The 12221-nt window shown below is 66.4% G+C and carries 12 protein-coding genes; 6 read left to right on the plus strand and 6 right to left on the minus strand.

The genetic code is table 11. From position 1 onward, the window contains the following. Positions 1–21 precede the first annotated feature (21 nt). A complete protein-coding gene (locus J3S89_RS16570) occupies positions 22–489 on the plus strand; it encodes a hypothetical protein (protein ID WP_217928875.1) in 468 nt (155 codons plus the stop codon). Beyond that, entirely contained in the window at positions 486–1811 is a 1326-nt protein-coding gene (locus J3S89_RS16575; RefSeq protein WP_217928877.1) for a GAF domain-containing protein, read from the plus strand. Before J3S89_RS16570 ends, J3S89_RS16575 begins: the two co-directional genes overlap by 4 nt. Positions 1812–1860: 49 nt before the next feature. Here J3S89_RS16575 and J3S89_RS16580 read toward each other — a convergent pair whose 3' ends face one another. Both J3S89_RS16580 and J3S89_RS16585 read right to left on the minus strand, forming a co-directional pair. Continuing rightward, the gene (locus J3S89_RS16580) at positions 1861–2499 is read right to left on the minus strand and encodes a P-loop NTPase family protein (RefSeq protein WP_217928879.1); all 639 of its coding nucleotides are present in this window, start codon (positions 2497–2499) and stop codon (positions 1861–1863) included. Positions 2500–2560: 61 nt separating this feature from the next. Further along, entirely contained in the window at positions 2561–4027 is a 1467-nt protein-coding gene (locus J3S89_RS16585) for an ABC transporter permease (RefSeq protein WP_217928881.1), read from the minus strand. Between the two features lie 180 nt (positions 4028–4207). Between J3S89_RS16585 and J3S89_RS16590 the strand changes: the two genes are divergently transcribed. The 4 genes from J3S89_RS16590 (at position 4208) to J3S89_RS16605 (ending at position 9113) form a co-directional block, all read left to right on the plus strand. Further along, positions 4208–5704, plus strand: coding sequence for an AMP-binding protein (locus J3S89_RS16590; RefSeq protein ID WP_217928883.1), 1497 nt, complete (start codon positions 4208–4210; stop codon positions 5702–5704). Continuing rightward, positions 5697–5966, plus strand: a complete 270-nt coding sequence (locus J3S89_RS16595) for an acyl carrier protein (protein ID WP_217928885.1) — start codon at positions 5697–5699, stop codon at positions 5964–5966. The genes J3S89_RS16590 and J3S89_RS16595 overlap by 8 nt, the downstream gene beginning before the upstream one ends. A 15-nt stretch (positions 5967–5981) precedes the next feature. Then, positions 5982–6584 carry a GNAT family N-acetyltransferase gene (locus J3S89_RS16600; protein WP_217928887.1) on the plus strand — a complete coding sequence of 201 codons (603 nt, stop codon included), beginning with the start codon at positions 5982–5984 and terminating at the stop codon, positions 6582–6584. A gap of 195 nt (positions 6585–6779) precedes the next feature. After that, the gene (locus J3S89_RS16605; RefSeq protein WP_217928889.1) at positions 6780–9113 is read left to right on the plus strand and encodes a hypothetical protein; all 2334 of its coding nucleotides are present in this window, start codon (positions 6780–6782) and stop codon (positions 9111–9113) included. A 99-nt stretch (positions 9114–9212) separates the two neighbouring features. Here the strand turns inward: J3S89_RS16605 and J3S89_RS16610 are convergent, their stop codons facing one another. The 4 genes from J3S89_RS16610 to J3S89_RS16625 all read right to left on the minus strand — a co-directional run bounded on the left by J3S89_RS16610 (position 9213) and on the right by J3S89_RS16625 (position 12157). Beyond that, complete coding sequence (locus J3S89_RS16610) at positions 9213–10055, minus strand: transporter family protein (RefSeq protein ID WP_217928890.1); 843 nt, start codon at positions 10053–10055, stop codon at positions 9213–9215. A gap of 311 nt (positions 10056–10366) precedes the next feature. Beyond that, complete coding sequence (locus J3S89_RS16615) at positions 10367–10711, minus strand: helix-turn-helix domain-containing protein (protein WP_217928891.1); 345 nt, start codon at positions 10709–10711, stop codon at positions 10367–10369. A gap of 4 nt (positions 10712–10715) precedes the next feature. Then, positions 10716–11774, minus strand: a complete 1059-nt coding sequence (locus J3S89_RS16620; protein ID WP_217928892.1) for an NADH:ubiquinone reductase (Na(+)-transporting) subunit F — start codon at positions 11772–11774, stop codon at positions 10716–10718. A 14-nt stretch (positions 11775–11788) separates the two neighbouring features. Beyond that, on the minus strand, positions 11789–12157 hold the full coding sequence (locus tag J3S89_RS16625; protein ID WP_217928893.1) for a phenol hydroxylase subunit P4: 369 nt from the start codon (positions 12155–12157) through the stop codon (positions 11789–11791). Between the last annotated feature and the right edge of the window lie 64 nt (positions 12158–12221).

Raw genomic sequence — 12221 nt, forward strand, 5'->3', positions numbered from 1 at the left:
GGCGGGGACGACGGAGGCGACATGATTCTGGACGACGAGCGGCGAGCCTTTCTCGTGAGCCCCGTCATGATCGTCGTCGCGGGCTGCGGTGCGGATCTGCGGCCCTCGATCGCGCGCGCCCTCGGGGCGCGTCTCGGCGCGGGCGACGAGGTCGAGTTGGTGGTGTCGCGCTGGCAATGGCCGACCCTGGTCGACGATGTCGCCGAGCGGGGCGGCGTCGCCGTCACCTTCGTGCGGCCGAACGATTACGTCACCTATCAAGTGAAGGGACGAGGACGGGTGCGCGCGGCGGGCCCCGACGACCTCGCTCTGGTGGAGCGCTACGTCGCGACCGTCTCCGCGACGCTCTCCGCGCTCGGCGTTCCCGCGCCCGTCATGGCCCCCTGGCTGGTGCCCCGGGATCTCGTCGTGATCACCGTCTCGGTCGACGCGATCTATGTCCAGACCCCCGGTGCCGCGGCCGGGTCGCGCTTGGAGCCCGCGCGATGACGCTCACGCTCTCCGATCTCTCGGCCTGTTTCGATGGGGTGATCCCGTCGTTGGTGGCCACCACCGACGCCAGCGGCCGGCCGAACGTCTCCTATCTCTCCCAGGTCGTCGCCGTCGATGCGACCCATGTGGCCCTGTCGAACCAGTTCTTCGGCAAGACCGCCGCCAACATCCGCGAGAATCCGAACGCCACGTTGCTGCTGGTCGACGGACGCAGCGGCGAGCAATACCGGCTCGACGTCCACTTTCGCGAAACGCTGATCGGCGGATCGATCTTCGACCGGATCGCCGCCCGGCTCGAGGCCGTGCGCGAGGAGAGCGGCCCGAATTCCGTGATGCGTCTGCGCGGTGTCGACGTCTACCGGGTCGAGGCGATCCGTCGTGTTCCCTCGCCGGCCGAGACCACGCCGGCTCCGGTCGTTCGGCCGCGGTCCTTCGCCGCTCTCGCCGAGCAGGCGTCGAGGATCGCGGATCAGGCCGACCTCGAAGCGATCATCGAGACGGCCCTCGCCGTTCTCTCGCGCGATCTCGGTCTCGAACACGTCCTCGTCCTGCTGCTCGACCCCGGTCGCGGCGTTCTCACGACGATCGGCAGCCTCGGCTACGAACGCTCCGGCATCGGCTCGGAAGTGGCGATCGGCGAGCGCCCGATCGGCGTCGCCGCGCAGTCCGGTCTCGTCGTCCGGATCGCCGACCTCAGCCGCGAGCGCCGCTTCGGCGCCGCCGTCCGCGCCTCCTCGCACGACGAGAACCGCACCCGGAGCATCGCCGTTCCAGGGCTCGCGGACGCCCTCAGCCAGATCGTCGTGCCGCTCGTCTGGGGCGGGGAGACGAGAGGCGTCCTCTTCGCCGAGAGCCGCCGCCGCCTCGCCTTCGACGCCGACGACGAGGCGATCCTGACGGTTCTCGCCCGCCAGATCGCCGCCGGCATCGCCGCCGCCGAGGCGACCTCCGAGGCCCTCGCGCCCCCCTCCGCGGTGGTCGCGCCGCCGTCGACGGGCCGGTCCTTCCGTGTGGTTCATCACCATTTCGACGACAGCGTCTTCGTCGACGACGAATACGTCATCAAGGGGGTCTCGGGTCGCCTGCTCGTCCACATGCTCGGCGTCGTGGAGCGGGAGGGACGCGACGAATTCACCAATCGGGAACTGCGCCTGGCCGACGGTCTGAAGTTGCCCGATGTGAAGGACAATCTGGAGACGCGGCTCCTTCTGCTCCGCCGTCGACTGGAGGAGAAGTCGCTCCCGCTCCGCCTCCTGCGCATCGACCGTGGCCGAATGCGCCTCACACTCGACGGACGGCCGATCCTGACGAAGCTCTGATCCCCTCGCCTCCCGCGCGGGATCTCCCGCCTCGTGGGAGGGGCGGAGGTCAGATCTCTTCGTCGGCCTCTTCCTGCCGATCGGTCCGCTCGGGCGGGGTGGCGACCGGGGGATATTGATCCAAGGCCTCCTCGAGCCGATCGGTGACGGTCGCCCACCCCCGATCGAAGATGATCGCCTTGGAGCAGAACTCGACCAGATCCCTCCCGCGCGTGCTCGAGGTGATCAGCGTCTTGCCCTCCGTCCGTTCGTCGAACAGCACCCGCCACATCTGCCCGAAACGGTCTCGGGGAGACGGAAAGGGCGCGTCGACGATATAGATGTCGAACGGTGGCAGAAGGGCGATGGCGAAGACGAATTCCCGCCGGAACTCGATGGGCCAGTGCGTCGACAGCTCGTCGAGTTGCGCGGGCGAGGTCAGAAGCGTCTCGAGAATCCCGTTCGACAGGGCCATGTCGAGACCGTAGAGCCGAGCGACCAGCGCGACGATGTGGCGGCCCGTGACCTTGCCGCGAATGAAGCCGGGACGCCCGATCGGCCAGGACGACGATCCGACTGCGGTGACATGACCGGCGTGAGGGGGCCTCAGCCGCGCGAGCAGGTCGATCGCCGGACGACGCAGGTGGGGGTCGCCCGTCAGCAGGGCATAGCGGTCGACGGGGAGGTCCAGGTCGACGCGATCGGCCAAGAGCCGCTTCGAACCGGCGACGCGAGGCGAATCCGAGACCCGACTGAGAAGGATCATTGTGTCACATGGGCTGGATGTAACGTCGTATCAGCCTTTCCGCGATGAGGGCGATCGACAGGCCCGCGATCACCGACAACCAGAAATAGCTCAGGCTGGCGTCCGAACAAACATATGCGTCGAAATAGAAGGAGCGCAACAGCTGCGTCCCGTGCGCCAGCGGATTCCAGAGGATGTATCCGCGATAGGCCTCGGGGAGTTGCTCCGTCACGAAAAAGATCGAGGAGAACAACTGCAGGATTCTCTCGATGACGGGGGTCAGGCGATTGAAGTAGGGCCAGAAGATGTCGATCGTCCCGAAGAGGACGCCGAGGCTCAAGCCCAGCGCCCAGATCCCGACGAAATGAACCGCGACCAGGGCCATGTGGTCCGGCGGCCCCATCAGGCCGAGCGCGCCGCCGATCAGGGAGATCGTCGTCAGCGACACGGTGAAGATCACCAGATAGATCAGCGCCACGGCGACGGCCTGATGCATGGGGGTGATCATCGGGAAGTTCACCAGGACCCGGTTGTGCGAAATCTGGCCGGTGACGCGGAAGATCACCTGCCGAAACATGACCCAACTCCCGCCGCCGAGGAGGGCGAAGGTCGGAACGTCCATGTTCAGGATCGTGCGCGTGTCGACCAGGAGATAGCCGACGTGGATGATCGCCAGGAGGACCGCCGGCTGTATCAGCAGCCAGACGACCGCGATGCGGCTTTCGGACGCGATCAGATGGAACTGGTGCAGGACCAGGGCCCGGACGATGTTGATCGTGTTCGAAGGCGACGACGACGTGGTGGAGCCGGTCCCCGTCCGGGGATCGAGGAAGGCGAGGGCCTGCCGCAGCCTGTCGACCGTCGCGGTGTCCGCCGGAGAGGCCGGGTCCGGCGCGCCGGCGGAAGCCCGTTCGCGTTCGACGATTCCCCGTTTCCGATCGAGACGGACACGCCGGCTGCGTTCGAGGTTCTCGAGAATGGCGTCCAGTTCCGCCGGGCGATAGTTCGGGGCCCAGACGTCGATGCCGGCGCGAATGTCGAGCTCCAGGAGACGGATGGTCTGCCTCAAGATGCGGATTTCGATTTCGCGGGTATCCTCGTCCATCGGAGGGTCCTGCGAATCGAAGAAGCGCAAGAGGTACTTCTGAGCGCTGTCGTATATTCTTCGCCGATCGCCCATCGTCTCGTGCGGGGCGCCGGCGAGCGCGCGAAGCAAGACCGTGAGATAGGAGCGCTTCGTGGACGCCGTCTCGGCTTGCTGCGCGGACATGGGTCGGAACTCCGGTCGGATCGAAACCGCGTGGCGGCGATCGGTGCGGCGAGAGGAGCCCGAGAGGGCTGGGTCCACATCGACGGCCGATCCCCGTGTAATGCTCTTTCGCGAAGTGAATTGTATATGACAAGGCGAATTCGGTGGCCTTTTCTTGATGGGGGGGCGTGAGCCGCCTCCGAGGGGTCTCGCTCGCCGCCCCCGCGAGACCGTCGCGGGCACCGGCTCGAGACCGGCACCGGCTGTCTGATTGACAGACGGTGCGCGAGTCTGCGATCAAGAGCCTGCGGAGAGACCGTCGGTGAGGTGGCGGCCAAAGGAGCTCCCGACGGCTCGGCGACTTTGAAAATCGGAAAATCTGACCTTCACGGATTGCCGACGAGCTTCATGGGAGTTTCCGAAATGTTTGTCGATGTAGTCGACCGTTTCTTGGCGATGGCGGAACGGCATCCACACCGCTCGGCAATAGAAACTTCCGACGGACGATACAGCTACGCTTGGCTGGAGGAGCGTGTCCGCGCCTATGCGAAGATCTTCTCCGCGCTTCCGGAACCGAAGATCGCGATAGCCCTGCCGCAGGTGGCCGACGCCTATGCGTGTATCTTGGCCAGTGGGCTCGCCGGCGGCTTTCACACGCCGATGAACACGACCGCCCCGGCCGACAAGCTCAAGCGCATCCTGCGCAGCTTCGAGCCGGATTTCGTCGTCGCCAGTGCCGCGACGGCCGGCGAGTTGCTCGACGCGGCGCCGAACGCGGTACACATCGACCCGACCACGGTCTCGTCGAGCGACGGGCTCTCCGGCGCCGGCCGACGCAATCGTCTCGCCTATGTCATGTTCACCTCCGGCTCTACCGGCGAGCCGAAGGGCGTGATGATTTCGCGGGCCAGCCTCGCCAATTACGTGGACTGGCTGGGGACGCTCGGCATCACGCCGGACGATCGCCTCTCGCAACAGCCCAATCTCGCCTTCGACATCAGCATGACCGACATCTTCGGAGCCCTGTGCTTCGGGGCGTCGCTCCACCCGCTGAACGAGGAGACGGATCGGATGTTCCCGGCGCAGTTCATCGCGCGGAAGGGCATCACGATCTGGAACTCCACACCGAGCGCCGTCAGCCTGATGATGCGCGCGCGGCAGGTGACGCGCGAGAATCTGTCGACGGTCCGCCTCTTCAACTTCTGTGGCGAGCCTCTGGTTCGCCAGCAGCTCGACGCGATCTTCGCGGTCGTGCCGGAGGCGCTGGCGCAGAACACCTATGGTCCGACCGAGGCCACCATCGCGATCACCGAACAGCCGCTGACCGCCTCCGACTACGAGCGCTTCTGTGGCGCGTCGGTCGCCCTCGGCCCCTGCATTCCGAACATGAAGGTCACGCTCGTCGGCGGCCCCTCGCCCAATGAGGGGCAGGTGGTGATCTCGGGGCCGCAGCTCGCCGAAGGCTATTGGCGCGACCCGGTTCGCACCGATCAGGCCTTCCAGGCGATCCCGGAACTCGGTGGCGAGCGCGGGTACTTCACCGGCGACTGGGCGGAGATGCGCGACGGCAATCTCTTCTTCAAGGAGCGTATCGACTTCCAGGTCAAGGTGAAGGGCTATCGGATCGAGATGGACGAGGTCGTGTCCGCGATCAGAAAGTGTGGCTGGCCGGTGGCGATCGTCTTCAAGCGGGACGATTCCCTCGCGGCGGTGGTCGAGAGCAACGGCGGTGCGCCGCTCGACGAAGCCGCTCTCAAGGCCGCGCTGACGACGGTGATCGAGGCGCATGCGGTTCCGAGCCGCATTCTCGAGATTCCGAAGGCCCCGCGCAACGAGAATGACAAACTCGACCGAAAGGCCGCGGCCGCCTGGTTCGAGGAGACACTTCACGCGATGAAGGAGCGTAGAAAAAATGGATGAACAGGCGATCTTCAACCGCATCGTCGACATCATCTCGGCCGAATTCCCCGACAACGACGAGCCGATCACGCGGGACACCACCGCCGAGGACGTCGCCGGCTGGGACAGCATCGCTCACGTCGGACTGATGGCGGCGATCGAGGAGGCCTTCGGCATTCGCTTCTCGCCGGTCGAGATCGTGAGCTTCGAAGAGGTCGGCGGGGTCGTGCGCTCCGTCGCGGAGAAATTGGCCGCAGCCGGTGGCGCTGCCGCCGCTTCTTGAACGCGAGGGTGAGCCGTGACCCAAGAGATACGCCGACTGACGAGGAGCGACGTCGAAAGTGGCCTGAGCGAGGACGCGAAGGTCGATCTCGGCGACCTCATCTTCAGTGCTCTGCCGGAGCTCTACGAGCACGTCCCGATGGATCGGGACGCTCTCAAGAAGATTCTCGCCGATCAGGTCGATGTCGAGATGACCGAGCTTTCGGAGACCTGGAGCTATTGGGAGGAGGGGCGCTTGCTCGGACTTCTCTCGGTGGTCGATTCGAAGGACCTCACGCCGTGCCAGCGCAACGGCACTCTCGACATCGTGCGTCGGCTCTCGCCCGAGGGCCGCAAGACCTTCAGGGACGTGCTGACGGGTCACGGTGCTCGCGTCGAGGATCTCGCGCGGCCGGAAGGGAAGTACCTGCCTCGGATGGCGGTTTCCGCCGCCGCGCGAGGACGAGGCGTGGCGCGCAAGCTGATGAACCACGTGCTCGGCCTCTATCCCGATCAGCTCTTCGCGCTTCATGTGGCGCGGACCAACGACATCGTCATTCGACTGCACACGTCTCTCGGATTCGTGCGGCAATCGGACGTGGATCTCCCGATCGTCGTGCTGGTTCGTCCCCCTGTGTGAACGGCATCGAACATGGTCCCGGCCGGAACCACGCCTCGGCGACGATCGGCCCCGACGCGCGGTCCATGTCGAACTTCGTCGACCCGCGCGACGAGGTTCGATCCCGTCGGCATGCCGGACCGGGAAATCACGGCGTCTCTCGGGCAGAGTGGCGTTGCGACGACGACATCTCGTCGTAACTGAGGAGGCTGGCAGTTGAGCCGCATTCGTCCCATCACCTTCGGTGGTTGCCTGCTGAACAATCTCGTCTCGATCCTGCATCAGGAGGGGCGGGTCGACGGCCTGTTTCGAGAAATCGGCTTCAAACGGACCCCGTTCACGATCTCGGCGGCCAGCGCCGCGCAGCTCTGTGATTTCCTGACGGGGAGCATCGTGATCCCCGAGCACGTGCGGAAGTTCTGCTACCTCGACGCGTCGCACGTCCCGACGGGCGCTCAGACCAAGATCGCGGCGACCGCCGACTTCGCGACGGTCGAAATGAGCACGTCCGTCGACATCACTTATGACGGTTTCATCGTCAATACGAACAGGTTCCAGCAATATATCCTGCCGGAGCTGGATACGCTCGGCATCCACCACCGTATGGTCGCGAAGTGGCGCTCCAGCCTGATCAATGAGAACGAGGCGGAACGCGCGAAATACGCCGCCGAGATCTTGGAGGTTCTCCCGCGCCAGCCGCAATACGAATGGATCGCCGATCTCGTGGGAAGAACGAGCTCGCGCCGGCTGACGGTCGACGAGATGGTCGAGCACATCGCGCGCATTCGCGATGTCCTGCGCGTTCCCCTGGCGATGGTTCACCACAATTTCCGCTTCATGCCGGACGGGCGCCCCCTCTCCTGGCCGGCGGAGTTGAAGGATCAGTCGATCGAGGTCGCCAAGCGTCTCGGCGCCTTCGAGCACGACTTCGCGCCCTTCGTCGCCGAACACGGAGCGAAGCGGGTCTTGGCCGACGATTTCCGCCATTGGAACGTCGATTTCTACCCGCAGATCGCCAACCATCTCTACGGATTCTTCTGCAAGGTCGCCGGACGGTCGCAGGACGAGCGCGTCGCCGCCCAGCCGGCGTTGGATCTGACGGAGCTGGAGACCGACGACGGTCCGCCCGAGGTGAAGCCCAAGAAGAAGCAGGCGGCGCGCGAAGCACCTGCCCCCGCACCGGCACCTGCGCCCGTGTCGGCGCCCGAAGCGGCGCCGTCGCCGAGCCGGACGATCCGCAGTGCTGACGTGAACGCGACCGGGACCTTCGTCGATCACATCGCCTATGACGTCGCGACGGGCACCCATTTCGACTTCGACCCGCAGGTCTTGAACATGATCGTCGTCCTCGGCCAGTCCTGGGCCTTGGGCGGGAACAACGACGAGGCGGGCGACACGACGGTCACCACGACGCCGGAGCACCCCGGACACGCGCTCATGTTCGACTCCGGCGCCGCCCCGCGCGGCCGCGCTCTCACGCGACTGGTCGATCTGAAGGAGAACGCGACCGGGTCGACGAAGGAGACGCCCTGCGGTGGTCTCGCCGACTATGTCATGCGCACCTGCGAGCAGCGTTTCGGGCGGAAGCCGGTCGTCCTCTTCACCACCGTCGGCCGGGGCGGAACGACCCTGACCGGCGCGGGACAGAGCGGTGACGACGGCCTTCTCCGGGGATCGGCCCAACATCGCGAGACGATGCGTCTCGTCGCCAAGGCCGTCGAACTCGCCCGGGCCGAGGGCAAGCAGGTTCGCGTCCTCGCCCTCTGTCTCGCCCACGGCGAATCCGATTCCGGCCACCGCATGCCGTATGAGGCCTATCTGCGTGGGATGGTCCTGGTGCGGCAGCACTACGACGCCGACATTCGCCGGCTGACCGGGCAGATCGAGACCGTTCCGATGCTCACCTATCAGGCGAACCGGGGCGCGTCACGACCCGGCCTGATCGCCGGGCCGGTGCTCGCCCAGTTCGAGGTGCGAAACCTCGACCCGTACATCCGTTGCATCGGGCCGGTCTATCATCACGAGGCCGAGTTCCGCGCCGATGGCCGCAGCGGACACCTGAAGGCGATCGGCTACCGCCGCATCGGCTACCAGTTCGGGCGTTACCTGCTCGACGATCTCTTCGGACGCGGCGTCGACCCGTTGCACATCGTCGACGTGCGCCAGTCGCGCCCCGACAAGCTCGAGGTCTTCTTCAACGCGCCGATCGTGGTCGAGGACGGCGACGAGCGCGTCGACACCTCCGCGCTCGGGCCGGGGAAGGGGGTCGACTTCGTCGGCACGCGCCGGCTCGATCCGACCGTCGCCTCGGTGCAGGTGTCGCAAGCGGACGATCGACTGCTGGAGGTCGTCCTCACCGAGCCGCTGCGGAACCTGGACGGCCGCCTCTTCGTCGCGGCGCGCTTCACGGGCCCCTCCAACTGCGGACGACGCCAGGGCGCCCGCAGCGGCATCCGGTCGAAGGTCGCCTATGGCGCCGATCCTCTCGGCGGCGAGGACCTGTTCGATTGGGCCTGCACCCAGGTCGTCGCGCTGAAGCGCAACACCTGAGGCCGTCGACGGCGGATCCACGGTCGCGCCGTCGTCCGCCCCTGCCTCCGGACCCGCGGAAGGGTCTCGCGCCTTCGTTGCGCGAGACCCTTCGTCGGCTCAGAATTTGGCCGTCACCGGCTTTGCGATCGGCGGGGCCGGGTTCCACAAGGGGATGGTGACGTTCGCCCAGGCGCGGGTATCCTTGGTGCCGTAGTTGGTCTCCGAGACGTCCGTCGTCAGCTTGAGCTGGACGTTGAACGCGCCGAAGTCGTAGCCGACGAGCCCGCCGACCGCGAATTGGCTCTGTTCGGCGTAGCCGGTGAAGGGGGCGGAGAGGTCGGTCGAGCCGAAGGCGACGGCGCCGACCTCGAACTTGTCGAACTTCCGGGTCGCGGTCAGGTCGACGTTGAACCAGTCCGGCCCGCCGTCGAGGCCGCTCTTGCCGGTGCCGTAGACGAGCGTCGAGGTGAGGTTCCAGCCGTCCTTGAAATAGCTGATCGTGCCGATGCCCTGGAACGAGGCGTAGTCGTGGGCGAGCCCGATCGTCGTCAGCTCGTTCTTCATCGGCAGATAGACGCCGGCATGGAAGCCGCCGAAGAAGCCGCCTCCGAGATCCCACTTCAGTTGCGCCCCGACGATCGGGTTGAGGAAGCCCGAGAAATGCGGGCCCTTGCGGATGCTCACGTCGGCATAGGGCGTGACGGCGTCGAACAGCACGCGCCCACCGGCGATCGTCCACGGCGTCGACCAGATCATCCAGGCCGGCGCCGTCGCGAAGATGTCGATGTCGGTGCCATTGCCGGAGCGGGTGCCCCAGCTCGGAATGGAGATGACGTAGAGCCCCTCCGGCAACGGCACGCCGAGCGGAAGGCCGGTGGAGATGCCCGGCAGCAGTTCCGATCCCGCCAGGGCGGAGAGGGTCGATGCGCCGAGCATGACCCCGGCGAGAAGCGTCCTCATGCGATGTCTCATGGTGATCCCCCGAATTGGCGCGGCGAGAGCGCCCTCTCCGCCGCCGTCCCCCGTTTCGTCGCCTTCGAACGGCACCCGCGCGGACGCGGTCGCCGAAGGTCGATCGAGCGTCGCCTCGCGACGTTCGTCGGCGCAGTTTCTTGTATTTCGATCGAAATGGATCGCTCTATAATGGGTTGTCATGCCCAATATGAGCGAAAATGAGAGATAAAACGAAGAATGTCGACGCGGATACGCGTATAAGATCGCCGATATGCGTGGATATGTACGAGATCAATTGAAATGAAGCCGCGATCACCTCAGGTGATCGTCTTCGCCAGTGCCATCCAGGCGGCGTAGTCTTCGACGATCACGCCGTGGGGCGTCGTCTCGGTGAGACCGCGATCGGTCAGGCGGGCGATCTTGCGGCGGACCGTCTCCCGGGGAATGCCGAGGAAGGCGGCGATCTCCCCATGGGTGCGGGGCGTGACGCGCGCCAGCCCGCCGTCGCCGTCGAGACCGAGATGGCCGACGGCGAGGAAGATCAGCACCTCCTCGCTGGTCAATCCGCGCTCCTTGCGCGCCGAGGCCATGGCGCGCAACACCCCACCGAGGTGCCGCGCCGTGGCTTCGACCGCCCGCGTCTCGTTCGAGGCGTCGGTCATGGCGTCAGATCCGCCGGAACACCGGGCTCTTCTTTTCCGCGCCGTCGGAGGCGGTGAGGAACCGTTCGGTGAAGATGCCCTTCTCGAAGAGCCGTCCGCGCATCAGCGTCGAGATCGCCGCCTCGATCATCGGCGGCGGTCCGCAGAGATAGGCGGTCTGCCCCTCGAAGCCGTTCGCGTGGAGCCGCTCGGCGACCTCGTGGACGAAGCCGCGTTCGCCGTTCCAGGGGCTTCCCTCCGGTTCCGCCGACAGCGCCGGCACGTAGCGGAAATTGGCGTGCCGCGCGGCGAGCGCCTCGAATTCGGCCTGCCCGTAGAGATCGGCGCGCGTGCGAACGCCGTGTATCAGCGTGATCGGCGCGTCGTATCCCTCCGCCAGGAGATCGAGGATCATCGAGCGCGGGCTCGACACGCCGGTGCCGCCGGCCAGGAACAACAGCGGCCCACCGCGCGACTTTCGCACGAAGAAGCGGCCGTAGGGCCCGGAGAAGGTCAGCCGGTCGCCGACCTTCAGCGTCTCGTGCAACGCCGTGGTGGCGCGCCCGCCGACGACCTTGCGGATCTGCAGCTCGACGTGGCCGGCCTCCTGCGGCGGATTGGCGATCGAGAAGGCGCGGGTGCCCTCGACGCCGGGAATGGTCAGATTGACGTATTGCCCGGCCTGGAAGTCGATGGTAGCGCCGCCGAGCTCGAGACGGATGCCCTTGACGTCATGGGTGAGATCGTCGAGCGCCGCGACGGTCGCGGTATGGTCGGCGATCGCGATGCGGCGTTGGTCGGGATCCTCGTCGATCTCCGCCTCGATGGTGACGTCGTCGAGGAGCCGCGCCGTGCAGGCGAGCGTCTTGCCGTCGGCGCGTTCGAAGTCCATCAGCGCGAAGGAGGACGCATCGGCGTGGTCGACCTCCCCGTCGACGACGTCGACCTTGCAGGTGCCGCACAGTCCGTGGCCGCAGGCATGCGGCAACCAGATCCCGGCGCGCAGACAGGCATCGAGGATGGTCTGCCCATCCTCGACCCGGATCGTCTCGCCGAGCGGCTCGATCGTCAGATCGTGACCCATGACGTCCTCGCTCCTCAGCTCGCCGTGCCCTTCCAGCCGGAAAGGCCGGGCGTCCAGAACCGGACGAGGGTCTTGTGCTTCATGCCGTTGGCCGCGAGCGAGGCCTCCATGTCCGGCACCTTGGTCGCGCCGTCGATCATCCAGACGACCGCCGACCAGTCGATCGAGGCGGCCTCGGGGTGGGCGGCATAGGCGGGAGCGACGACCTCCGACACGAAGGCGCCGAAGGGTATCGCCGGCGGCAGCGGGAAGGCGACGGCGGAGCAGAAGGAGAGATGATCCTCCCAATGCACATAGACGAGCATGTTGCCGTGGAAATTCTCCACGGGATCGCGCGGCTCGATCCGGCGCGCGTAATCGGGAACGATGGCGGTGACCGACATGGGGGCGTTCTCCTGGCGAAGGCGTGACGGCGCGCGGCCGTCACGGCGTTTCGCGGTTCGTCGA

Origin of the sequence: Pinisolibacter aquiterrae (assembly GCF_019160155.1) — a bacterium.
In the GTDB taxonomy this organism is placed as follows: Bacteria; Pseudomonadota; Alphaproteobacteria; order Rhizobiales; family Ancalomicrobiaceae; genus Pinisolibacter; species Pinisolibacter aquiterrae.